Origin of the sequence: Paenibacillus sp. FSL M7-1046, from assembly GCF_038007405.1 — a bacterium.
Lineage (GTDB): Bacteria > Bacillota > Bacilli > Paenibacillales > Paenibacillaceae > Paenibacillus_AQ.
In genome coordinates, this window is record NZ_JBBOXB010000001.1 from 4,170,291 (window position 1) to 4,192,647 (window position 22,357).

General features: G+C 46.5%; 30 protein-coding genes, 3 tRNA genes and 1 pseudogene. 17 read left to right on the forward strand and 17 right to left on the reverse strand.

Features of this window, described 5'->3' with window-relative positions; genetic code table 11:
* Nucleotides 1–85: 85 nt before the first annotated feature.
* The 7 genes from carA to NYE29_RS18330 all read left to right on the forward strand — a co-directional run bounded on the left by carA (nucleotide 86) and on the right by NYE29_RS18330 (nucleotide 6,643).
* Complete coding sequence (gene carA, locus NYE29_RS18300; protein WP_340896978.1) at nucleotides 86–1,264, forward strand: glutamine-hydrolyzing carbamoyl-phosphate synthase small subunit; 1,179 nt, start codon at nucleotides 86–88, stop codon at nucleotides 1,262–1,264.
* Nucleotide 1,265: 1 nt separating this feature from the next.
* Nucleotides 1,266–4,487, forward strand: a complete 3,222-nt coding sequence (carB, locus tag NYE29_RS18305; RefSeq protein WP_076109062.1) for a carbamoyl-phosphate synthase large subunit — start codon at nucleotides 1,266–1,268, stop codon at nucleotides 4,485–4,487.
* A gap of 133 nt (nucleotides 4,488–4,620) precedes the next feature.
* The gene (gene pyrF, locus NYE29_RS18310) at nucleotides 4,621–5,394 is read left to right on the forward strand and encodes an orotidine-5'-phosphate decarboxylase (RefSeq protein ID WP_340899756.1); all 774 of its coding nucleotides are present in this window, start codon (nucleotides 4,621–4,623) and stop codon (nucleotides 5,392–5,394) included.
* A complete protein-coding gene (pyrE, locus tag NYE29_RS18315) occupies nucleotides 5,391–6,032 on the forward strand; it encodes an orotate phosphoribosyltransferase (protein ID WP_340896979.1) in 642 nt (213 codons plus the stop codon). Before pyrF ends, pyrE begins: the two co-directional genes overlap by 4 nt.
* Before the next feature lie 166 nt (nucleotides 6,033–6,198).
* Complete coding sequence (locus tag NYE29_RS18320; RefSeq protein WP_019909365.1) at nucleotides 6,199–6,363, forward strand: hypothetical protein; 165 nt, start codon at nucleotides 6,199–6,201, stop codon at nucleotides 6,361–6,363.
* A gap of 82 nt (nucleotides 6,364–6,445) precedes the next feature.
* Nucleotides 6,446–6,522 (forward strand) — tRNA-Met (locus tag NYE29_RS18325).
* A gap of 47 nt (nucleotides 6,523–6,569) precedes the next feature.
* Nucleotides 6,570–6,643, forward strand: a tRNA-Ile gene (locus tag NYE29_RS18330).
* Nucleotides 6,644–6,765: 122 nt separating this feature from the next.
* On the opposite strand, the gene NYE29_RS18335 is transcribed toward NYE29_RS18330, so the two are convergent.
* The 8 genes from NYE29_RS18335 to NYE29_RS18370 all read right to left on the reverse strand — a co-directional run bounded on the left by NYE29_RS18335 (nucleotide 6,766) and on the right by NYE29_RS18370 (nucleotide 10,879).
* On the reverse strand, nucleotides 6,766–7,014 hold the full coding sequence (locus tag NYE29_RS18335) for a hypothetical protein (protein WP_340896980.1): 249 nt from the start codon (nucleotides 7,012–7,014) through the stop codon (nucleotides 6,766–6,768).
* A gap of 22 nt (nucleotides 7,015–7,036) precedes the next feature.
* Nucleotides 7,037–7,780 carry a tyrosine-type recombinase/integrase gene (locus tag NYE29_RS18340; protein WP_340896981.1) on the reverse strand — a complete coding sequence of 248 codons (744 nt, stop codon included), beginning with the start codon at nucleotides 7,778–7,780 and terminating at the stop codon, nucleotides 7,037–7,039.
* A gap of 465 nt (nucleotides 7,781–8,245) precedes the next feature.
* Nucleotides 8,246–8,782, reverse strand: a complete 537-nt coding sequence (locus NYE29_RS18345; RefSeq protein ID WP_340899757.1) for an ImmA/IrrE family metallo-endopeptidase — start codon at nucleotides 8,780–8,782, stop codon at nucleotides 8,246–8,248.
* A gap of 170 nt (nucleotides 8,783–8,952) precedes the next feature.
* Nucleotides 8,953–9,585 (reverse strand): hypothetical protein, encoded by a 633-nt coding sequence (locus NYE29_RS18350; RefSeq protein ID WP_340896982.1) that lies wholly within the window; start codon nucleotides 9,583–9,585, stop codon nucleotides 8,953–8,955.
* 42 nt (nucleotides 9,586–9,627) lie between these two features.
* Nucleotides 9,628–9,753: a hypothetical protein gene (locus NYE29_RS18355; protein WP_340896983.1), complete on the reverse strand. Its 126-nt coding sequence runs from the start codon at nucleotides 9,751–9,753 to the stop codon at nucleotides 9,628–9,630.
* A gap of 114 nt (nucleotides 9,754–9,867) precedes the next feature.
* Nucleotides 9,868–10,011 (reverse strand): helix-turn-helix domain-containing protein, encoded by a 144-nt coding sequence (locus NYE29_RS18360; RefSeq protein WP_340896984.1) that lies wholly within the window; start codon nucleotides 10,009–10,011, stop codon nucleotides 9,868–9,870.
* Nucleotides 10,012–10,231: 220 nt separating this feature from the next.
* Nucleotides 10,232–10,618 carry a type II toxin-antitoxin system HicB family antitoxin gene (locus tag NYE29_RS18365; protein WP_340896985.1) on the reverse strand — a complete coding sequence of 129 codons (387 nt, stop codon included), beginning with the start codon at nucleotides 10,616–10,618 and terminating at the stop codon, nucleotides 10,232–10,234.
* A 66-nt stretch (nucleotides 10,619–10,684) separates the two neighbouring features.
* Nucleotides 10,685–10,879: a type II toxin-antitoxin system HicA family toxin gene (locus NYE29_RS18370; RefSeq protein WP_340896986.1), complete on the reverse strand. Its 195-nt coding sequence runs from the start codon at nucleotides 10,877–10,879 to the stop codon at nucleotides 10,685–10,687.
* Nucleotides 10,880–11,063: 184 nt separating this feature from the next.
* Here NYE29_RS18370 and NYE29_RS18375 point away from each other — a divergent pair.
* Both NYE29_RS18375 and NYE29_RS18380 read left to right on the forward strand, forming a co-directional pair.
* A tRNA-Met gene (locus NYE29_RS18375) sits at nucleotides 11,064–11,129 on the forward strand.
* 322 nt (nucleotides 11,130–11,451) lie between these two features.
* Nucleotides 11,452–13,011 (forward strand): IS1182 family transposase, encoded by a 1,560-nt coding sequence (locus NYE29_RS18380; RefSeq protein WP_340899758.1) that lies wholly within the window; start codon nucleotides 11,452–11,454, stop codon nucleotides 13,009–13,011.
* A gap of 181 nt (nucleotides 13,012–13,192) precedes the next feature.
* On the opposite strand, the gene NYE29_RS18385 is transcribed toward NYE29_RS18380, so the two are convergent.
* Nucleotides 13,193–13,327 (reverse strand): hypothetical protein, encoded by a 135-nt coding sequence (locus tag NYE29_RS18385; protein WP_340896987.1) that lies wholly within the window; start codon nucleotides 13,325–13,327, stop codon nucleotides 13,193–13,195.
* Between the two features lie 43 nt (nucleotides 13,328–13,370).
* A pseudogene (locus NYE29_RS34610) lies at nucleotides 13,371–13,562 on the reverse strand (hypothetical protein); the annotation flags it as partial.
* Between the two features lie 257 nt (nucleotides 13,563–13,819).
* Between NYE29_RS34610 and NYE29_RS18390 the strand changes: the two are divergent.
* The 6 genes from NYE29_RS18390 to NYE29_RS18415 all read left to right on the forward strand — a co-directional run bounded on the left by NYE29_RS18390 (nucleotide 13,820) and on the right by NYE29_RS18415 (nucleotide 17,518).
* Nucleotides 13,820–14,176, forward strand: coding sequence for a helix-turn-helix domain-containing protein (locus tag NYE29_RS18390; protein WP_340896988.1), 357 nt, complete (start codon nucleotides 13,820–13,822; stop codon nucleotides 14,174–14,176).
* Between the two features lie 46 nt (nucleotides 14,177–14,222).
* Nucleotides 14,223–15,299, forward strand: a complete 1,077-nt coding sequence (locus NYE29_RS18395) for a type I restriction endonuclease (protein ID WP_340896989.1) — start codon at nucleotides 14,223–14,225, stop codon at nucleotides 15,297–15,299.
* Between the two features lie 201 nt (nucleotides 15,300–15,500).
* Complete coding sequence (locus NYE29_RS18400; RefSeq protein WP_340896990.1) at nucleotides 15,501–15,719, forward strand: ImmA/IrrE family metallo-endopeptidase; 219 nt, start codon at nucleotides 15,501–15,503, stop codon at nucleotides 15,717–15,719.
* 796 nt (nucleotides 15,720–16,515) lie between these two features.
* Entirely contained in the window at nucleotides 16,516–16,878 is a 363-nt protein-coding gene (locus NYE29_RS18405; RefSeq protein ID WP_076109065.1) for a YmaF family protein, read from the forward strand.
* Nucleotides 16,879–17,045: 167 nt separating this feature from the next.
* Nucleotides 17,046–17,294, forward strand: a complete 249-nt coding sequence (locus NYE29_RS18410) for a hypothetical protein (protein WP_038595321.1) — start codon at nucleotides 17,046–17,048, stop codon at nucleotides 17,292–17,294.
* Between the two features lie 104 nt (nucleotides 17,295–17,398).
* Entirely contained in the window at nucleotides 17,399–17,518 is a 120-nt protein-coding gene (locus tag NYE29_RS18415; RefSeq protein WP_144024222.1) for a sporulation protein YjcZ, read from the forward strand.
* A gap of 100 nt (nucleotides 17,519–17,618) precedes the next feature.
* On the opposite strand, the gene NYE29_RS18420 is transcribed toward NYE29_RS18415, so the two are convergent.
* The 3 genes from NYE29_RS18420 to NYE29_RS18430 are packed head-to-tail and all read right to left on the reverse strand — an operon-like array spanning nucleotide 17,619 to nucleotide 18,338.
* A complete protein-coding gene (locus NYE29_RS18420) occupies nucleotides 17,619–17,765 on the reverse strand; it encodes a hypothetical protein (protein WP_340896991.1) in 147 nt (48 codons plus the stop codon).
* Nucleotides 17,737–17,964 carry a hypothetical protein gene (locus tag NYE29_RS18425; protein WP_340896992.1) on the reverse strand — a complete coding sequence of 76 codons (228 nt, stop codon included), beginning with the start codon at nucleotides 17,962–17,964 and terminating at the stop codon, nucleotides 17,737–17,739. The genes NYE29_RS18420 and NYE29_RS18425 overlap by 29 nt, the downstream gene beginning before the upstream one ends.
* Entirely contained in the window at nucleotides 17,961–18,338 is a 378-nt protein-coding gene (locus tag NYE29_RS18430) for a DUF6597 domain-containing transcriptional factor (protein WP_340896993.1), read from the reverse strand. Before NYE29_RS18430 ends, NYE29_RS18425 begins: the two co-directional genes overlap by 4 nt.
* 301 nt (nucleotides 18,339–18,639) lie before the next feature.
* Between NYE29_RS18430 and NYE29_RS18435 the strand changes: the two genes are divergently transcribed.
* A complete protein-coding gene (locus NYE29_RS18435) occupies nucleotides 18,640–19,410 on the forward strand; it encodes a 2-phosphosulfolactate phosphatase (RefSeq protein WP_076109068.1) in 771 nt (256 codons plus the stop codon).
* On the opposite strand, the gene NYE29_RS18440 is transcribed toward NYE29_RS18435, so the two are convergent.
* Complete coding sequence (locus tag NYE29_RS18440) at nucleotides 19,400–20,095, reverse strand: WD40/YVTN/BNR-like repeat-containing protein (protein ID WP_340896994.1); 696 nt, start codon at nucleotides 20,093–20,095, stop codon at nucleotides 19,400–19,402. The genes NYE29_RS18435 and NYE29_RS18440 overlap by 11 nt on opposite strands.
* Nucleotides 20,096–20,240: 145 nt before the next feature.
* On the opposite strand from NYE29_RS18440, the gene NYE29_RS18445 reads away from it, so the two are divergent.
* Nucleotides 20,241–20,420 (forward strand): hypothetical protein, encoded by a 180-nt coding sequence (locus NYE29_RS18445; RefSeq protein ID WP_144024223.1) that lies wholly within the window; start codon nucleotides 20,241–20,243, stop codon nucleotides 20,418–20,420.
* 738 nt (nucleotides 20,421–21,158) lie between these two features.
* Here the strand turns inward: NYE29_RS18445 and NYE29_RS18450 are convergent.
* The 3 genes from NYE29_RS18450 to NYE29_RS18460 all read right to left on the reverse strand — a co-directional run bounded on the left by NYE29_RS18450 (nucleotide 21,159) and on the right by NYE29_RS18460 (nucleotide 22,237).
* Nucleotides 21,159–21,323: a hypothetical protein gene (locus tag NYE29_RS18450; RefSeq protein ID WP_340896995.1), complete on the reverse strand. Its 165-nt coding sequence runs from the start codon at nucleotides 21,321–21,323 to the stop codon at nucleotides 21,159–21,161.
* Between the two features lie 83 nt (nucleotides 21,324–21,406).
* Nucleotides 21,407–21,949, reverse strand: coding sequence for an ImmA/IrrE family metallo-endopeptidase (locus NYE29_RS18455; RefSeq protein ID WP_340896996.1), 543 nt, complete (start codon nucleotides 21,947–21,949; stop codon nucleotides 21,407–21,409).
* Nucleotides 21,950–22,060: 111 nt separating this feature from the next.
* On the reverse strand, nucleotides 22,061–22,237 hold the full coding sequence (locus NYE29_RS18460; RefSeq protein ID WP_076109072.1) for a YjfB family protein: 177 nt from the start codon (nucleotides 22,235–22,237) through the stop codon (nucleotides 22,061–22,063).
* Nucleotides 22,238–22,357 lie beyond the last annotated feature (120 nt).

The following is a 22,357-nucleotide window of genomic DNA, read 5'->3' on the forward strand; positions in this document are numbered from 1 at the left end:
ATGCGGCGGCATTTTGGCGCGTTACACTCCGCTAATGATGCAAGGCATAGAATCAGACTACAGAAACAAGAAGGAGTGGATGGGAATGCAGGCGAGATTGCTGCTACAGGACGGAACGCTGTTTACAGGCACCGCATTTGGTGCTGAAGGCGAAAAGACGGGCGAGGTTGTATTTAACACAGGAATTACGGGATATCAGGAGGTGCTGTCGGACCCTTCGTACTGCGGTCAAATCGTCACAATGACTTATCCGCTGATCGGAAATTACGGCATTACCCGTGATGATTTCGAATCTGTGCGTCCTTTTGTACACGGTTTTGTTGTACGCCGCCATGAGGAAGTGCCAAGCAACTGGCGCGCCGAATACAGCGTGGATGACCTGCTGAAGGAATATGGCATTCCCGGAATCAGCGAGATCGACACGCGGATGCTGACCCGCATTATCCGCCACCACGGCACGATGAAGGCCATTCTAACCACTTCCAACAAACGTGTGGAAGAACTCATGGAAATGATGGGCGACACGACCATTGAGGAGATGCGCAATCAGGTAGCCCGGACATCTACAACCAAAACGTACAGCAGCCCTGGGAACAAAGAACGGATCGTGCTGGTCGATTACGGCGCGAAGACCGGTATCCTGCGCGAACTGAACAGCCGCGGCTGTGATGTTGTAGTCGTGCCGCATGATGTGACTGCAGATGAGATCCGCCGCCTGAACCCGGATGGCATTCAGCTCTCCAACGGCCCTGGGGACCCTAAAGACGTGCCGTATGCCGTCAACACGATCTCCGAGCTGCTCGGCGAATACCCGATCTTCGGCATCTGCCTGGGTCACCAATTGTTCGCCCTGGCTTGCGGCGCCGACACAGAGAAGCTGAAATTCGGCCACCGCGGCGGGAACCACCCGGTTAAGGAACTGGAGAGCGGACGCTGCTTCATTACCTCGCAGAACCATGGCTACACAGTAAACGAGGATTCAGTTGTCAATACCGAGCTTGAGGTTACGCATATCAACAACAATGACAAGACAGTCGAAGGACTCAAACATACCCGCTACCCCGCATTTTCGGTGCAATACCATCCGGAAGCGGCGCCGGGACCGCATGACAGCAGCTATTTGTTCGACCGTTTCCTGCAAATGATTGCTGATCACAAAGCGAAGACGCCAGCAGGCTCACGCCAGGCCCAGCTTGCCGCAAATGCCAGAATCACGGCACCACAACCCAAAGCACAGCTTGAAGCCGTGAAAGGAGCTCTATAACATGCCAAAAAACGATAAACTTAAAAAGATTCTCGTCATCGGCTCCGGCCCGATTGTCATCGGCCAGGCTGCCGAGTTTGACTACGCAGGAACACAGGCCTGCCAGGCGCTCAAAGAAGAAGGCGTGGAGGTTGTGCTGATCAACAGCAACCCGGCCACGATCATGACCGATACCAATATGGCCGACAAGGTATACATCGAGCCGATTACACTTGAGTTTGTTACGGCGATTATCCGCCAGGAACGCCCGGATGGCCTGCTGCCGACACTGGGCGGACAGACCGGCCTGAACATGGCCGTTGAACTGGCCCGCGCAGGTGTGCTGCAGTCGGAGAACGTGAAGCTGCTGGGCACACAGCTGGAATCCATCGAGAAGGCAGAAGACCGTGATTTGTTCCGTGAGCTGATGCGCGAGCTGGATCAGCCGGTACCGGAGAGCACAATTATCACGACTGTGGAAGAAGCGATGGGTTTTGCCGCAGGAATCGGCTACCCGCTAATCGTTCGTCCAGCCTATACGCTCGGTGGAACCGGCGGCGGCATTTGCGACAACGAGGAAGAGCTGCGTGAAACCGTCAAAGCGGGTATCCGTTACAGCCCGATCGGTCAATGTCTGGTGGAGAAGAGCATCGCCGGCATGAAGGAAGTTGAATATGAGGTTATGCGGGACGCGAACGACAACTGTATCGTTGTCTGCAATATGGAGAACTTTGATCCTGTCGGCGTACATACAGGCGACAGTATCGTTGTGGCACCAAGCCAGACGTTGTCCGACCGCGAATACCAAATGCTGCGCAGCGCGTCACTCAAGATCATCCGCGCGCTGAATATCGAAGGCGGCTGCAACGTGCAGTTCGCACTTGATCCGCAAAGCTATCAATATTATGTAATTGAAGTAAATCCCCGGGTCAGCCGCTCCTCGGCGCTGGCGTCGAAGGCGACCGGTTACCCGATTGCCAAAATGGCAGCCAAAATCGCTCTCGGCTACACTCTGGATGAAATCGTTAACCCGGTTACAGGACAGACATACGCCTGCTTCGAGCCGACACTGGACTATATCGTCAGCAAAATTCCGCGTTGGCCGTTTGACAAGTTCACATCGGCGAACCGTAAACTGGGCACGCAGATGAAAGCAACCGGTGAAGTCATGGCGATTGGCCGTACCTTTGAAGAGTCGATTCATAAAGCAGTCCGTTCCCTGGAAATCGGTGTCCACCGTTTCCGCCTGCCGGGCGCAGAGCAGCTGGAAGACAGCGTGCTGCGGGGTCGTCTCGCCAAAGCGGATGACGAGCGGCTGTTCCTGATCGCGGAAGCGTTCCGCCGCGGCTATGGCCTGCAGGAGATTCAGGATATCACCAGCATTGATTGGTGGTTCCTGTCCAAGATTGAAGGCCTGGTGAACTTCGAGGATGTGCTGCGCAGCGAAGAGACGCTGAGTGCCGAAACCTTGTATCAAGCGAAACGCAAAGGGTTCACTGACCGGGCAATTGCCGAGATCCGGGCGGAAGGACGTCCGGGCGGAGCTCAGACGAAGGAAGTGGATGTTCGAGCAATGCGCCTTGCGCAGGGACTAACTCCAGTCTTCAAAATGGTAGATACATGTGCGGCTGAATTCGAAGCCTCCACACCTTACTACTACTCCACTTATGAGACGGAGAATGAGGTTATCCATTCCGACAAGCAGAAGGTTATCGTGCTCGGGTCCGGACCTATCCGGATCGGTCAGGGAATTGAATTCGATTATAGTACCGTACATGCGGTCTGGGCGATCCAGAAAGCCGGCTATGAAGCTGTAATCATCAACAACAACCCTGAAACGGTATCGACCGACTTCAACACCTCGGACCGGCTCTATTTTGAACCGTTGTTCTTCGAGGATGTCATGAATGTCATCACCCAGGAGAATCCGATTGGCGTTATCGTCCAGTTCGGAGGACAAACTGCCATTAACCTTGCTGCGCCGCTGGCTGCAGCCGGTGTAAATATTCTCGGCACCAGTCTGGAAAGCATCGACGAAGCTGAAAACCGCAAGAAATTCGAAGCGCTTTTGGCCCGACTGAATATTGCACAACCTAAAGGCAAGACGGTAACCGATGTGAGTCAAGCCGTAGAAACAGCGCAATCGCTGGGATATCCGGTACTTGTACGTCCTTCCTATGTACTGGGCGGCCGTGCAATGGAGATTGTCTACAACGATGCGGAATTGCTGAGCTACATGGTTGAAGCGGTGAAGGTGAATCCGGAGCATCCGGTGCTGATCGACCGCTACATGCTGGGCAAAGAGGTCGAAGTTGACGCGATTTGCGACGGGGAGACCGTAGTCATCCCTGGTATTATGGAGCATGTAGAACGTGCGGGTGTCCACTCCGGTGACTCCATCGCTGTCTACCCGCCGCAATATCTGGATGAAGGCCTGAAGCAGAAAATAAGCGAAATCACCATCAAGATTGCCAAGGAACTGAAAACGATTGGCCTTGTCAACATCCAGTTCGTTATTTACCAGAATGAAGTATATGTGATCGAAGTGAATCCGCGCTCTTCGCGTACGGTTCCTTTCCTGAGCAAGGTAACTGGCATTCCTATGGCTCATCTGGCTACCAAGATCATTCTCGGCGGCAAGCTGAAAGACGATGGCTACACCGAAGGCCTCTGGCCGGAAAGCGACTATGTGTCGGTAAAAGTGCCGGTGTTCTCTTTTGCCAAGCTGCGCAGAGTAGAGCCTACCTTAGGACCGGAAATGAAATCGACCGGCGAAGTCATGGGCCGCGACAAGCTGTATGCCAAAGCGCTCTATAAAGGTCTGATCGGAGCAGGCATGAAAATTCCGGCAACCGGAGCAATCATCGTTACGGTAGCAGACAAAGACAAAGCTGAGGCAGTTGAGCTGATGAAGGGCTTCCACGCCATGGGCTACAAAATCATTGCCACCGGCGGTACGGCGCAAGCCCTTGAACAGGCAGGCCTGAACGTGATGAACGTCAACAAGCTGGATGAAGGAGAGCCGACAATCCTTGATCTGATCCGCGGTGGTCAGGCCAACTTCGTCTTCAATACGCTGACTAAAGGCAAAACGCCGGAGCGTGACGGCTTCCGCATCCGCCGTGAAGCGGTAGAGAACGGTGTCGTATGTATGACCTCACTGGATACGGTAACGGCGCTGCTGATCATGCTGCAGACGATCAACTTCTCGTCGCAGTCTATGCCAGCTTTTGTCGGACAATAACCTATAGATGTATGAGCAGCCCATTCGGGCATGCCACTGGAACGGTTTGCGTTATCGCAGACCGTTCCGCTATGCCCGGGGACCCGGTAACCGTTAATAAATGACCAAAGGAGCTGAACCGTACGTGAAACAGATGGACCCACAGCAGCTTGAACACGAGAATATCGGAGAAATTACCAGACGGGATGAAATGGCTGGGCGGCTGATGATTGCCCTGGATTATCCTGATGCAGCGCAAGCGAGGTTGCTCATTGAGAAGCTGGAAGGCATTCCTTGTTACATGAAGGTTGGGATGCAGCTGTTCTATGCAGCCGGACCAGACTTCATTAGAGAACTGAAGGCCCGCGGTTATTCCGTGTTCGTCGATGTCAAAATGCATGATATCCCCAATACGGTGCGGGGTGGGGCGGAGAGCCTTACGATGCTCGGTGTGGATATGTTCAACGTACACGCCTCCGGCGGCTCGGCCATGATGGCTGCAGCGCTGGACGGGGCTGCTCAGGCGGTCAGCCTGCACCCGTCGCTGAGAATGCCGCTGATTATCGCAGTGACACAGCTCACCAGCACCAGTCAGGCAGTGATGAACAGCGAGATTGGCATTGCCGGGAATGTAGAGGACACCGTGGTGCGTTACGCCAAGCTGGCGGCTGGAGCCGGCCTGCACGGCGTGGTAGCTTCACCGCAGGAGTCGGCGGCGATCACTGCCGCATGCGGCCCGGAGTTCCGCACGGTTACCCCGGGCATTCGTCCGGCAGGGTCTTCCCTGGATGATCAGTCCCGGGTGATGACACCGGGACAAGCCATCCGGCAAGGCAGCCACTACCTTGTAGTGGGCCGGCCTATTACGGCTGCGGCGGATCCGCGCGCAGCCGCACTATCTATTATTGAGGAGATGACTCAAGCATGAGCACATTATCGAATACAAGCCAGCAAGTCGCCAGCTATCTGCTGGAGATTGGCGCAGTGGCGCTGCGTCCGCAGGAGCCTTTTACCTGGACCTCCGGCATCAAGTCGCCGATCTATTGCGACAATCGCCTGACCATGTCCGTTCCGGCAGTTCGCGGCTACATTGCCGCTGGCTTCGCAGAGCTGATCAGAGCCAGCTACCCGGACGCTGAAGTGATTGCGGGCACTGCAACTGCGGGTATTCCGCATGCGGCCTGGGTGGCCGACAAGCTGGATCTGCCGATGGCATATATCCGTGACAAAGCCAAAGGCCACGGCAAGCAGAACCAGATCGAAGGCATTATCTCTCCCGGACAGAAGGTCGTTGTGATCGAGGACCTGATTTCTACCGGCGGCAGCTCCATTAAGGCGGCGCAGGCCGTACAGGAAGCCGGAGGAGAGGTGCTGGCCGTGATGGCCATCTTCAGCTATGAGCTGGACCGGGCCACTGAGGCATTTGCAGCAGCAGGTGTGCCGCTGCAAAGCTTGTCCAACTACAGCACATTGATTGATGTAGCGCTGAGTCAAGGCACAATCGCTGACACCGATGTAGCGCTGCTGCAGTCCTGGCGCAAAGATCCGGCCTCGTTCGGCGTGTAGCAGAATTATATCCGGCAATGTTTCTCAGGCCCTCACTGCAAGGTGAGGGCCTTGCTGTTTTTTTATTGGCGGATACCGTATTCGGCGGCTTATATTTTAAAAACTGGGCATGATAACTTCAGGGAAGGAAGACATCCATTATCGTAACAAAGGAGAAGAAGGCATCATGAACTGGATATACTTCGCGAAGCTGTTCAGGACGAGATTTCAAGCAGGCTGCCTGGCCAAGAGGCTGGAGCAGGACGGTTGGATTTACGGCTATCATGATCCGCGATTTGTGGAAATTTATCGCTCCCGCAAGGGCCGCTACGGGGTGCGTTTCCTGCCCTGAATAAATTAACAAAATCATCCTTGACTTTAGTGCCTGGTATATTGTATATTAACTATTGTCGCTGTTTGAATATGATTACTGACGCGGGGTGGAGCAGCCCGGTAGCTCGTCGGGCTCATAACCCGAAGGCCGCAGGTTCAAATCCTGCCCCCGCAACCAATTTATTTTCCTACAGCCATTGTATATCATACGGATACTTTAGATCCGGGCCCTTAGCTCAGTTGGTTAGAGCGGTCGGCTCATAACCGATTGGTCACAGGTTCGAGTCCTGTAGGGCCCACTTCACTAAACCCCTTGCTTAGCAAGGGGTTTTTGCTATTTATAGGCTCGTCGGAGCGAATTTGCTTGAGTGGGGAAAGGCCATATTTTTAAGCTTGCTAACGGATTTGCTAACGGAGTCTTTTATTCAACAGGTTCAAGCTGCTTTTCTGCGAATTTATTGAGTTCATTTTCAATTCTGTCAACGGCCTCTTCCTGCATGATCGGCAATAGATGTGAGTACCTCTCATTGAACATCGCCGGAGTCATGCCCAGTCGTTCGGCGGCAACCTTCGGATTTATTCCAATCGCTAGTAAAAATGATGCATGGGTATGACGCTGATCATGGAACCGGATCTTCTTGACCCCGGCTTTGCGAACAAGAACATCCATACCCTCTGTGATTCGTTTCGGCTTAATATAACCTCCCCAGGGATAACAGCACACTAGGGTCATTGTCCTCGTAAGCTTCTCCATATTCCTTACTGTAAGCTTCGATTTGTAAATAGCGTTCCTGAAGATCATCAATAATATTCTGAAAGAGCTTAACCCGCCGAATCGAATCATTCGTCTTGGGCCGCTGAATCACCAATCCATCCCGTGTCCAATTTGCTGTCTGAATAACCTTCAACTCTTTCTTTTCAAAGTCGATATCTTTCCACCGCAGCCCCAGAATTTCGCCTCGCCGCATTCCCGTATAAACCGCTAATGAAAAAGCAATGTAATGAACATGATGCTTTGAGGATTGCAGAAATTTAGTGAATTCTTCAATTGTCCAGAACTGTATTTCTTTCTGCTCGTTTGCATTTACCTTGCTACGCATAGATACCTTACTCATGATGTCTTCAGCCAGTAACCCCGATTCAGTGTATGCAAGCCGAAGGGCGCGTTTCAGCACACCGTGAATGTTCTTCACGTAATCCTTGGAATATTTCTTCCGAAGTTCAGCATAAAAGCCTTTGATGGTACGTGGGGTAAGTGCCTGCAATTTCACTTTACCAAGCACCGGAATAATTCTGGCTTCGATAATAGTTTTTTCAGTGTCGTAGGATGTTGGTTTGAAGTTAGGCTTTGCGTGAGTCTCCAGATATTCGTTCAGATACTTTTCCAGGGTAATGTTTGTTGTCTTAACATCTAATCCTTTCTCGGCATCGGTCATTGCCTTTCTGCAGGCTGACCAAGCTAAAGCCTCAGTTTTGAATCCTCCTTTTGTTTTTTTTGGTTTCGTTCACCTGTTAATGTGTCCGGGGGGAGATCGAAAACATACGTGTACGTTTTTCCTCTTGGATAAACATGGCCTTTCATAATTATCCTCCTTAGAAATTTAATCATCAGAATAATATTTTGTTTGCATCACTCCCCTCATGATTTCAGAAGTTCAAAGCATCGTTTATTGCTTCCATTGGTAAGTAAAGTTGCTCGATTTCATGCCCGTGCCTCCATACAACCCGCGATAAGTTAATAGTCACATTCCCTAAGTGCTCATTAGAGATAGTAATATCACCGGGCAGGACAGAAACAATACTTTTTGCCATGCTACAGGGCATATCGTACGTTTTATAATTTCGATTCACTGGTACATTGAGATAACCATTCCAGTCGGACTCTAAATGTGGCTCAATTATTAATCCATGAGGGCGTTCGAAGTCTTCTTCACATCCGTAATGAGCTCGGATGCGGGCTTCAGCTTGATCACTTCCAGTAAATATACCTCGATCTGTTTCGGGTTGAATAAGCTCAGAAAAGTTGATACTGCGGCATCTAGTGCGAATAACAGTTTGTTTTGTGTGATTCTTTCTTCAATTTGCTCAAATCTCTTTTTAGCGAAATATAACGGCACCCTGAAAGTATGTGCTATATAACCGATTGATTCACCCTTACGCTCGGGAAGTGTAATTGATTTGAGGATAAAGAAAGGAAGGGCTGAATAGAGAGCAAAACGATCTGCATCATATTCTTGGGCCTCTTTAAAGAGTGAGGGCATCCATCGTTGATCTCCTGAGTGACGTATAACGTGGCATAACTCGTGAAAAAAAATCATTCGCTGAGAAACCTTTTCTTCGTGGCGGTTTAAAAATACAACACGTTCCTCATTATCACTAAAGGGGCTGTTGTCATAATAAATAAGTTCTACTTCGAAAATTTTGGCTATCTTCTCTATTTAAAGATTTTGAGCTGTCAAAATGTTGTGCTCCTTGTACTTCTCTTCGATCCATTGTTCGAGTGGAGTTTTAAAGTATTGATGAAAATCCATATGTGCCCTCCTGGATGCGTACGTATGTTCTATTTTGAGGTAAAAATAAAAGCCATTGCTGGCTTTCTTAATATTTTTCATTCGCCCTTTAGTTTGAATACACCATCTGAATATGTACCTAATTCGTAATTTTGTATGCTGACGGTATGGGAAAGGCTTTTCCATTCAGGTAGGTAATCTATATAAATTTCACGAATTGATTCAAAATAAGTTTCTGTATCCTTCAATAAATCCTCAATCATTACTTTTAATTCTCTATCCGTTAAATCAAAATGCCCTTGCCCCTCATACTTCGCATCAATTAATGGTTGGGTTGATAAGTCAATATCAGATCCGCTGGTACCCATAGCTGAAAGAGTCTTACGGAAAGTTATTTTATTGATTACAAAATTATCAGTAACGACACCGTCTTCCATAGCATGTTGGAGAGCGTTAAAAACTAGCGCATTAATAAATTGTTTATTTGTTATATCTTGTGATTGAAAAGCTTGATTTTGGGTCTTAAATTCACCATTGGCTAATTCAAACTTGTTTGATAGTTCAGTAAATTTTTCTTCTATAGAACGACTTTTCATAAAAGAGAAAATCGAAAAGGTGACAGAAGCTACTGTTATTAGAAGAAGCGTTGAAATGAGAAAAATCTTTGTTCCATTAGTAACTTGGCGTGGTTGTTGTTTCTGTAATAAAACGGGTTCGTTGGGTTCTTCCATAAAATTCTTCCTTAAATTATCCTCATCGGCTGAGGGATTTGCTTATTTTTTTGTGTCTTCTATTTCCTTAAGCATTCTTTCTTTATTCTTTCTATACTGCTTCAAAGCATCTTCCATTACTTCGATTTCAGCTTGAGAGTATTTTTCTGGTCCACCATAAAAGGACATGTTTGTCTCAATAGAAGTTTTTTTGTCCGAACGTCCCAGAATATAGTCTCCTGAAACTTCAAAAAAATCTGCAAATGCATTAATTTCAGTATCTTCAACAGGTCTCTTTCCAGATTAGATTCTAGAGAGAACACTGTTATTTATTCCGATCCTATCGGCAAGCTCAATTTGGCTTATTCCTCGAGCTTCTCTAAGTTTCTTAATTCGATCACCTGAAATAGACAAATTCTCATACCGCCCTTCTTTCTGTTTCAGCAATATGATAGTAACACTTTTCTAAAACAAAAAAAACAATTTTGCTAAAACAACAAAAACCATTCTATGTATTTTACTAAGAACAAAATAACGGACTCCCAATAATCAAGGAGTCCGTTTCGGCCGGTTCTAATCCGGCCATCTTCAGGCGATTGTTGTATATAGTGTAATACAATGTTATGCCATATTTTAATCCAGTTTTAAAGGCAACGGTATTACTATTTTAACTTTTCTGTTCCAGTTCTTCTCGGAGTGCGCGTTGCAAAACCTGAGAAAAATTCAACCCAGCAATTTCGGCCGCTTCGCTCAGGTCTTGCGGCAATGTTAGATTCTTTTTAACATAAGTGATCTTTTCATTCAGGACCGCCGTTGCAATAATGGTACGCTGGCTACCAGTAAGTTCAAGATCATTCAGCGGGGTAGCAGCTGGAATGGATTCTTTGTCCTCAAGGCGACTTTCAATAGTAAGTTTCAGTACCTCATTCGCCCGTCTAACAGCCTCGTCAATGTTCTCAGCTTGGGACAAAGCTTCCTCCAAATCGGGAAATGAAATTTCAATGTGTTTATCTGTGAAGTTCAAAATGGCCGGGTACGTATAACTTTTTTTCAATGCTTACACCTTCCTTTTTTTGAGATTCGTTTCTCAATATTATATTGAAAGGGAAGAAGGGAGGGGCTAAAACTTTAGCCCCGTCTTCTTCTCTATATCCTTTAGGATATGTATTGCAACATCTTTGACTGGATGGGTTATGGTAACCTTCCCCTTTATAGTCGGGTGTTTGTATTGGTAGTGATCGCCAACAGTGTGTACTTTGTACCATCCGTTTGCTTTCAGTATCGCCAACACCTCTCTTGAAGAATAACTCTTCATCCTCTCTCTCACCTCCTATTAAGATTATAACACGCATTGATGCGCATTGCAAATTAATGTATGCAGAAATAATGCTAACAAATTTGTAAACGAACAAATGAAAACAGAGTTAAACACATTGGTCAAAAAACCAGTATTCTTCATATATAAGAAACAGAATTAAACCTATTTTAACCTTTCCCCAAGCTCAGTTGGTTAGAGCGGTCGGCTCATAACCGATTGGTCACAGGTTCGAGTCCTGTAGGGCCCACTTCACTAAGGGGCTGTCCCAAAAGCCATGAAATGGCTGCTTGGGACGCCCCTTGGTTTTGAAGTAAGATGTATGTTTTCGCTTGGGTGGACGCTCCGCGAACGGACCGTTGTTCCAATCGCTGTTGTCCCCAGATTTTATTCATTCTCCTTAGCGGTGAAAATCCGGGGACAAAGGCGACCGCTACCGCTTTTCCACAATCAGTCCGTCCTCTCCGCTGTTTAAGTGGAAATGGTTACGAAAATCTTTAAAAAACACGAAAAAGAAACCGTCCTTTGGTAAAATGGAGTTACCACACAACCATTTCAAAGGAGCGGTTTCTTTGTACATTCAATATACCATGGACCAACTTTGCTTGCCAATGGATCTGGAAGAAGATATTCCAGAACATCACCTCGTTCGTGTCGTGAATGCTACTGTTAATCGGCTGGACGACGCCGTTTTTGACGCGGCCTACCCTGGCGGCGGCCGTGACAGCTATCACCCCAAAATGCTTACCAAAGTTATCATTTACGCCTACACTCAGCGAATGTATTCCTCCCGCCAAATCGCCAAATCCATCCGGGAGAGCATCCTCTTCATGTGGCTCGCTGGACGGCAGCGACCAGACTTCCGCACCCTTAATCGCTTCCGTTCTCAGCGAATGAAGAACGTCCTCGAAACGGTATTTACCGCCGTGCTTCAGTTTTTGGCTGACGAAAAATACGTTTCTCTGGAGCATTACTTTGTGGATGGCACCAAGATGGAAGCCAATGCCAATCGCTACACCTTTGTTTGGGGCAAAGCCGTCAGCAAATACAAAGCCAAACTGCAAGAAAAGGTACATGCCCTGTTCGTTGACATTGAAGCGGCAGAAGCGCGGGAAGAACAGGAGAATCAAGGCAAAGATCTCGCTGAACTCGGTACGGGTTCCGAAGTGAGTAGTGAGAAACTCGAACAAGCCGTGCAAAAGCTTGAAGCTCAGCTTGCAGAAAAACCTAAAAACAAGCCCCTAAAGAAAGCGGTTCGGAAGCTACGCAAGGAGTTGCTGCCCCGGCTGCTGAAATACGAACAGTACCAAACGTTGCTTGGTGACCGGAACAGCTTCAGCAAGACAGACCCGGATGCGACCTTTATGCGAATGAAAGAAGACCACATGCGAAATGGGCAACTGAAACCGGGTTACAATGTACAGATCGGGACTGAAAACCAGTTTATTTTGGCCTACAGTCTACACCAAAGGCCAACTGACACTCGCTGTTTACAGCCGCACATGGAAAAAGCAAGGCAGATTCTTGGAAAACTCCCGAAGACGGTAATTGCGGATGCAGGTTACGGCAGTGAAGAAAACTATGCCTATCTGGAAAAGAGAGAGGTCCATGCGGTAGTGAAATACGGCAGCTACCACAAGGAAAAGAGTAAAGCCTGGAAAGCGAATGTCGGAAAAATTGAGAACTGGACGTACGACGCAACCGAGGATCGCTGGACATGCCCAGCTGGACAAAAGCTGCATTTCCGCAAAGAGAGCAGGGAAATCGTAGAGAGCGGATACGTAATTCGGAAGCGTCATTACCGAAGCCAGAGCTGTGAAGGATGTCCGCTAAAAGAACGCTGCACGAAGGCAACAGGTAATCGGGAAGTCGTGGTGAGTCTGGAGCGGTTACGGTACCAGAAACAGGCTCGAGAAATTCTGCAAAGCGAGGAAGGTTACCTCTTGGCCGTACGCCGAATGACGGAACCAGAAAGTGTATTTGGACAACTAAAGAATAACCGGGGCTTCCGGCGTTTTCTGCTTCGCGGCATCGAAAAAGTGACGCTCGAGGTCGGTTGGCTTTCGCTCGCCCATAATTTATTAAAACAAGCTGCCCATGACCAAAAACGCAGAGCAGCGAATCTCCAATAACGGGAGAATCGCTGCTCTTTTGAGTCTTAAGCTTTTGAGAAGATAGAGGGCCTGTCTCCGACAGTAGAATATCTTCTTTTGGGACAGCCCCTTTTGCTATGTTGTGGTTGGTCTTGCCCTGGCGTCAATTCGAAACGCAATGGATAGCCAAGCGCATCCACCATTACATGAATTTTAGTGGTTAATCCTCCGCGCGAACGCCCGATAGCTTGCCGATCCTGCCCCTTTTTGCGCCCGCTCCATGCTGATGGACGCGGACGATGGTGGCATCGATCATCACTTGCTCCCAATCGGGTTCGATGGCGACATGCTTCAAGATTTCATTCCAAATATTCGCTTTTTGCAACCGCCAGAAAGAACTATAGGCGGAAGACCAAGGACCCAAGGACCCAAGGACCCAAGGACCATATGTGCTCGGTAAATCTCGCCATGCCGCTCCCGTTCGAGCAACCCAATAGCACGGCATTCAGCATCTGGCGCCGATCCTTGGGCGAACGTCCTCTTTGTTTTTTTCGGGCCGGGGGCAGCAAGGGTTCAAGGGTATTCCATTCTTCATCCGTTAACTCGTATCTTCATCTCATATTCCTTATTTTACTAGATTTTTACGAGTTGTATAGTTTGCGTACAGTCCCTAGATCCACTCGTTTCACTCATCGCCTCTAAATTACTATTTAGGTAACTTGCGCTATGATTATAAGTCACCATTTTGGTAATGTCATACCTTTTTGGCAATGTCCTTTATTTACCAATATGGCAATGCTAATATAAATTATATCTACTTATTTATAGCTTATAGAGAGGAGTCAAGATGAGAACACTCGGTGATCGAATAAAGTACCTCAGAGAAATGAAGAACATCATACAAAAGGATTTAGCTGCGATGTCTGGACTGACTGTTGTGCAGCTGTCACGGTATGAAACAAATGACAGGAAACCAGATCCTGAATCTCTGAGAAGATTAGCCGACGCACTTGACACAAGTGGAGATTATTTACTAGGACGAACTAATGATCCGGCTCCACTTAATCAAAGAGAAACGAATATGTCCTTTTATGGTGGGCCAGACAAGTATTCAAAGGACGAAATCGAAGAGATGGAAGCAGCATTATTGAGGTACCGCGAAATGAAGAAGCGTGCAGTCGATCAAGCAGAGAAAAACTCATGAAATGAGCAATTCCCTCAGCCGATGGGGAACATTAGGGGATATCAATATGGAATTTGCGGATCAGATCAGAGCATTGGCTAAACGAGTTCAAAAAATGAAGGATAGTATTTTGACAGAGGAAGCTACCAAAACTTCTGTGATTATGCCATTCTTTCAAGCGTTAAACTACGATGTGTTTAATCCTGAAGAATTCCTTCCAGAATTCACTGCTGATGTTGGGATTAAAAAAGGTGAAAAGGTTGACTATGCAATAATGCAAAACAAAAAACCTATGATCTTAATCGAGGCAAAATCAATAACAGAAATACTCACAAAGCATGATTCTCAGTTATTCAGATATTTTGGAACAACCGTAGCCAAATTCGCAATTTTAACAAATGGGATCATCTATAGATTTTATACTGATCTTGAAGAGCAAAATAAAATGGATGTCACCCCATTCTTTGAATTTAATCTTTTCGACATAAGGGAACATCAAATAGCTGAATTGGTTAAATTCAAAAAAGATATCTTTGATGTAGAAAGTATTAATACGACTGCATCTGAACTAAAGTACACAATTGAAATTAAGCGATTCTTGAAGGAACAATGGGAAAGCCCAACCGATGATTTTGTTTCAGCAATTCTATCTGATGTCTATCCTGGAAAGAAAACAAGGCAGATTATTGAAAAATTTAATGGCATTGTAAAACGTTCATTCAAAGAATTTGTGAATGATATTTTAAACGATAAGCTCCAAACCGCTCTTGCAAATACAAATTCGGATCAACTTAATAGTGAAGTTGCCGTTACTCATGAAATAGTGACAGATATAGAAAATAATAAAGAAAATCTTTCTGAGATTGTTACTACAGAGGAAGAACTCGAAGGTTACATAACTGCAAGGATTCTTTTAAAAGATATTATTGCTCCAGAGCGTATTAATTACCGCGACAATCTAAGCTATTTCAATATACTTGTAGACAATAGCATTCGGAAATGGATTTGCCGGTTACATTTTAACGGTGCAAACAAGTATATTCAGTTTAACGATGATGATAAAACAATGATAGGTATTAAAGATATTTCTGAACTGATTTCTTATAAGGAACAGTTTGTCCAAACAGTTAAACGGTTTATATGAATTATTTACACAACTAATATAGTCCACCATACCAATTAGCGCATTTTATATGCTAAAAAAGATCAGCCAGTAATGGCTTTTCTTTTGAACAAAAAACAGAACGTGTATTCCTATAATGGATGGCCATACATATGTTTTACCAAATATTATTAAACACCGTTGGAGCATATGCTCGAAGATCAATATCAATCGAATGGAATCTTGACGCCATCGAATCTGGAAATGGGGAGGGTTGCTGCAATATTTGGGATAGATATCATCTATCATGCTCACGGAACATTCAGTGACAATGAAGAAAAAGTTATTTTTCTGAATCAATATGAAGATTTGAAGGCACAACGTATGATATTCTTTCATGAACTTTGCCATGTCATTCGCCACTCAGGAGTTCAGATGCCTGCGATATTCCGGGGGGCTTAGGAGAATGAAGCTGGACGCTTCAGTATGTCCGCCGCTCTCCCCTTCTTTATGGTAGAAAATATCACTCTGCCGGTTCAGTACACTCAAGCGGCCAGTAAATTATCGAATGAGTTCCATATCTTTTTGGAATTCGCACAGCGGGGTTACTGGCTGAAGACATCATGAGTAAGGTACCTATGCGTAGCAAGGTAAATGCAAAAGAGCAGAAAGAAATACAGTTCTGTTTCTGCAATCCTCAAAGCATCATGTTCATACGGGAATGCGGCGAGGCGAAATTCTGGGGCTGAGGTGGAAAGAGCGAATCACAGAAGGAATGGATGTTCTTATTCGCAATGCCGGGGCCAAGAAGATTAGGTTCCATGATCAGCGTCATACCCATGCAGCATTTTTACTAGCGATTGGAATAAATCCGAAGGTTGCCGCAGAACGACTAGGCATGACTCCTGCGATGTTTAATGAGAGGTACTCACATCTACTCCCGATTATGCAGTAAGAAGCCGTTGACAGAATTGAAAATGAACTTAATAAATTCGCAGGAAAGCAGCTTGAACCTGTGAAATAAAAGTCTCTTTTAGCAAATCCGTTAGCAAGCTCCAAAATATAACCTTTCCCCATTCTCTCCCGCTTGAATCCGTGAACCTATAAATAGCAAAAACCCCTTGCCTAGCAAGGGGTTTTTGCTATGTTGTGGTTTTTTTTTGAATCCAGAAAAGACCAGACAATGGCTGTGCACCTATCCGAGTTTGCCTTAATAAGATGTTGGGAAGTTGCATAATTTTAGGGAGGTAGACAACGGATGAAGAAGAAACGGCCTACAATAAAGAAGATAAGAGCAGGCTCCACTCAGGCACAGAGACACGTACATGAATTTGAAGGGAGCACTAAACTGGCTGAAGAAGGTGCAGATCGGCACAACCACCGGTTCGCAGGTGTTACAGGACAGGCGATTCGGGCAGGAGCAAGTCATGTCCATGAGATTGATTTGGAAAGAACCGATTTCTTTAACCATTTTCATAATTTGAAGAAGATTAGAACAGGACCAGCTATTCCAGTAGGAAACGGCAAACACGTCCATTTTGTTACGGGTCAAACTACTTTAAATGATGGTCACGTACACAAGTTCAATTTTGCAACATTGATTCAAGCGCCTCTCGTATAAATCGGATTAATATGGAATTATGTAGTCTAAATGGATAAGGATAGGCTCTAAGAGCTTGTCCTTTTTTGCTTTACAGCTGCCGGACAAACTTCCTCCGTTGCTAGCGAGACTGGATTGTGAGATTATAGGGAAGTATAAATTTGAGATGGAATAGAGGCAGGCGGAAAATGCTTAAAACGATCTTTAAAAATTATCCTTTGTGGTTCATGATTATTTGGGGTTGTGTAATGATAGGGTTTGTTGTGTTGTTTATAACGGGCATCAACCTGTCGCTAATGATGGCAGGGCTCATGATCCTATATATTGCAAACACAATTCGTGCCTGGAAAAATGAACGGATTATGGGCGTTATTTCTTTGGTGCTGGTTGTTGTATTTGCAGCAGCAACATACGTAACATTCATGGCGGATAAATAAACCAGACCGGCTGAATGCATAACAACACATTTCCATTTCACCCAAGCAGTGAAGGGCATTCTGCATATTCTATGCTGTACTCACTTTTGAAGGAGGAATGGGAAATGGGTTCATGTGGATGCGGAGAAAATGTAGGTCATGTTGGCGGTATTGGCACATCGACTGCGGCAATTCTGGTATTGTTTATTTTGCTCGTAATTATTACCAAATCATTCTGGCTGTAACTTCTGCTTATCCAGCTTCCTAAGTTACACACACACAAATGCAGCGGCTGCCAAGAGTATTGTTTCTGCTCAGGCTTCCGCTGCTTTATTGTTTACCGGTTTATCCGCCGGATCTCCAATAAGGCAGGTTCAAGGTATCAAAACTGTAGGTTACCTGCTGGAACTTCTTTTTTTTGAACTCCTGATTGAACAGCCGGTCTACATACAGCAGGCCTTCTTCATAATGAATTGTAAAATGCCAGCCCATTGGCGGAAAGCAGTACACCCCCGCGACAGGTGTATCCATAAATATTCCCGTCCATAAACATTTCTTCTACAGGCTCGCCCTTCACACAACAGCCATATCCCACCGAAGCCTCCAGGTACCACAAATATCCGTAAGGAGTAAGCATACGGTCATAGGCTTCCTTGCTGATTACTGTGCCGCTGCCCAGCGCCTTGATCATGTGAATAAATCAGCCGGTTCCCTCAAGAAAGCCTGCAGCCCTCCCGGATAAAATCGGATTCCGAAGGTGTGCAGGCGGTCATACGCCAGATCCACATAAAGTGACCGGTCCAACGTGCCAACGATCATGCCATGAAGGGTTGCCCTATCTTGTCCTATCTGGAATACGATATCGATGCAGCCGTCGGGGGCAATCATTTCCTTCCTGCCGGATATTGAAATTGGGCTTAGGGAGTCTTGGGAACTGCGGATGGCAGACATCCAGTAACAGTATACATATTTATGTAATTTAACACTTGGCCTCCATTCGTTATATTTACCGGGCAAGTTAAGAATGGAGGAGCGGGCTTGAACTGGGACAAAGGGGGGGCTCATCAAATGTCCTCCTAATCTGAAAGATCATCAAAGATAAAAATATAGAGCAGAATACCCGCTACAACAAGCGCAGATACCCATCTGAGGATAAGCGGTTTGGAGGCATCTTTCCCGAAGAAGCTGGTTATGAAGGAACCATTGTATATTTTTACTTTATATTATAGCAAATATTATCTACTGCCTATAAAAAAGAGGCGGCAGCGAATCGTTTGATGAGTATTAACATTCAGGGGACATGGATCGCATTTTACCTTGGTGTATTAGTGATTGAAGAATATATTGGGATAAAGGAGGAAGTCCGATGTTTTATGACCAGACACCGTATAAAGTCAAAGTGGAATGGGGGCAAAGAGGAGCGCGGGCCGCGTCTGAACGCGGGGACATTGTGATCATAGTTGATGTGCTCAGCTTCTCTTCTACGGTAGTGACTGCGGTTCAGCACAAGGCTAATGTCTTTCCGTATCCCCCGCCAATCAATGAGAATGCCAAAGCCTATGCCAGAGCCAACAGTGCGGAAATCGTCTGGGGAAGAGCGGAGGCGATAAGAGAAGGCGGGCATTCCCTGTCACCATTGTCGTTTAGTTCTGCTGATTTTGGCCGTGACTTTGTATTATGTTCATTAAATGGTGCTGCTTGTACATGGATTGCTTCACAGGTGCCGGCGCTGCTCATCGGATGTTTCCTTAATGCGTCTGCCGTGGCTGAGGTTGCTAACCGTTTAATGCAGCAATTGCAGGCAAATATCACTGTGGTTCCCTGCGGTGAAAGGTGGTCCGATGTTAGGGATGGTGAAAATAATTTGCGTCCAGGCATTGAAGATTATTTAGGTGCAGGTCTAATTCTTTCCCAATTAACCGGCAGCAAATCTCCTGAGGCTGAGGTCTGTATTGGAGCTTTGAAGTACTCCAGCAAAACCATCAGGGAGCTTATATGGGATTGTGCGAGTGCCCGTGAACTCCGTGAGCGCGGGTATGAAGACGATGTGACCTATTGCTGCCAGGTGAATATTAGCAGTGCTGTGCCTATTCTTCAAGACACCCGTTTTATAAATGCTAAGGATCTTATTTCATAGACCAGATTTCCCCATTGGATGAAGTCCAGGTTCTATCGCCGATAGTAATATTCCATGAGTAGCTTGCGGATTTCTGATCCAAAGTTGCCTTCCAGGATAAACCGTTCCATTCTCCCTCAGGTCTATCCATGATGGGGGTCCAATGACGTCCATTGTCTTGCGTTGCATAGAAGAGTAGAGAGGTTTCAGTCTGGCCTTTCTCGTTCAGCAGCCCGATCTCATTCAGTAGGACGATTCCATAATTTGTAGAGGTGAAAAATATAGGAGAGGCAGGGTTAAACTGAATGGCAGCGTATTTGGAAGGTACTTCAAGCTGCTCTTTGGTCCAGTGAATTCCGCCATCGGTTGTCTTATATAGTCCAATATCGCCTTGTCGTGGAGAATGGATCGTAACCCATCCAGTGTCCTTCGTCTTAAACTTGAGGTCTCCAATGGGGCCGCTTGGCAAAGTGCCGCTCAAGGAATCGCTCAGCTTATGCCAGGATATGCCTCTGTCATTACTCATATAGATACGGTTATCTGCCTGATACATTCCTGAACCTGCTGAAGTTGCCTTCCAGCTATACCCAGCTTCTAAAGAATATTGGAATGTACGGATGTTATTATCTTCATCTATGTTACCGGCTTGCGGACTGTATGCGAACATAAGCTGGATTACGGACATAAGAACCCAGAGTGTTTTCATGGAAATCCCCTCCTCCTCCCATAGTAAAGGAATAAATTGGGAGATAGGTTACAGAGAGATGAAAGAAAGGTTAATTTCCTTTTATGAAACTTTTTGGATTTGGAAGCGTTTTATTGAGTATACACAGAAAAAGGAGATGGAGAATATGTCTGAGCAAAAGAAAATTCAGGAGCTTGAGCGCCGGATAGCTACGCTGGAGAATCAAGGCGGGCATCCACCCGGCAATGACCCCGGAAAAATATTGCGCAGGGTAATATGGGGGATTCTGATCGTGTTTTTCCTGCTGACGGCAATAGGCGTAATGCAGTTTGTGAGTGCAGGCTAGCCAGCGTGTTCATTCGTTCTTCTCATGAACGCACAGTGTAAGTCAGACAAGCGCTATCAGGATGAACAAGAATACATGCTGCGATTTCTACGATACTATCATAGGGACTAGGGCGTGTCTTCAAAGCGCTTGACCCGCCAAAACCTGCTGCTGTATGCCCTAAGGAATCATGGGTACAGTAGCATTTTCTGATCACACGCGGAGAAAGGCATTTCGCCACTAGGTAGTTTTTTCGGTGGAGGCTTACGTTTCGGTGTTTCAGAGACTTCGCACTTCTTCCGAAGGCGTGTGTGCGTCCGGAAAGTTTATTCCTGACTCTAGCATGAATGGACCGAGTTGCACTTATTTGGAGATTTTAGCCTGTTACAGTAGGAAAACGGACTCCAGCGCAGTTATTTCTCCCTGATGGCCGCTTCTTGATAGAATGCAGAGCAGATAATGTCGTCTGGGTCCGCAAAAGAGAATAAACAGGGGTTTTACTCTCCATAGCGTCTCCTGAGTCCGTCCCTCGAGTACACGAACCCGCTGCAGGCTTTTAGGGGCCCTACTTTCAAATCTCTGCTTCCCCAGAGCTCTTCCAGTTTGAAGACACGCTCTAGTAAAAGATTCAGTTCATCTTCAGCGGGATTTCATTAGGGCTTAAGCTAACGGGCTTATAGTATACACATACCCCCCTTATTAATAGATATGGACCCTGCCGGACGCCGGCGGGGTCACTTTTTTTGTCCATGGGTTCCCTTAATCTTCTTCCTTCGGTTCTTGCAGCAGAATGGAGAAGGTCTGGGTTTCATGATCGACCTCAATGCTCTCAATGCCAACAAAATCCGGGATATCGGGATGAACTGCATCCACGCTGTAATCCGGATGGGTCATTAATAACTGGATGACTTGAATGGCGTCCATTTCGTTCCCCCTTACGGGTAAATTCACCCTATACATAAGGTCTCTGCATTTCATTATGCATAGACTTATTATCCCCGCAGCGTTTACCGAATATGTCGGTGGATTAAATTTCTGTCTTCGTTCCTTTCCATCACAGCCATCAATTGCCCCTGGAACACTCGTCTCTGAATCTGGTCAATCCGCTGCATGGCCAGCTCAGCAGGGACCTGAAAGGTTGAAGCGATATATTGGACGGCATCTTCACGGAGTTCAGGTAATGTTCTGGCGGAAATCATGGAGTAAGGCATCGCCGCATAAAGGATAAAACGTTCGGATTCATCCTCCTGTGCCTGTGTGAATTGTTCGGGCATCAGCGTGTGGTTACCGGCATGGCGAAGCAAATGGCAGAGCTCATGGAGGAACTCAAGACGCTGCAGCCCGGGAGGAAGGCGGCTGTCAATAAACATGCTGTACATGCCTGCAGAGGCTTCAATGCTCTTGCTTCTTACATCCAGATAATGAATCCAGATATTCAGCCGCTCCGATATGTACTCGATGGAGATTTGCGACGGCTGTTGCACGTTCAACCGCTGATATAAATCTTCAGTCCATTTCTCCAGGGCGGTCATTTGATAGTAGGATTGCATGGGAATCACCTCGATATAGGATCGTATGTTCGTATTATTGGCCAAAAGAAAAGCCCAAAGGGCTCAAGGATAACCGGAACTCATGTTCTTATGTATATAAGCATAAATCAATCAAACTACAATATCAAGTGTTTTTCCCAAGTTGGGGTGTGGGCTCTGCTGGAGCATTTGGACCAGATTCTGGCTTTGGATCTCAGTCGTTTTTGTGGCAATATTCATGACTTGCAGCCCTGCAGCCTGGTGTAGGGACGCTTGACTCATCGCCATTGATAATGCAGCAATGTCCATGTTGCACCTCCTAAAAGTTTTGTGAGCAATGCTTCCTGAAAGTTCTTCGTACAAAACTCGCTTCGGAAGCATTCGCTAAGTTTTTTGAAGCTCCTCTGCTTTGAATGCTGCATCGCAAAA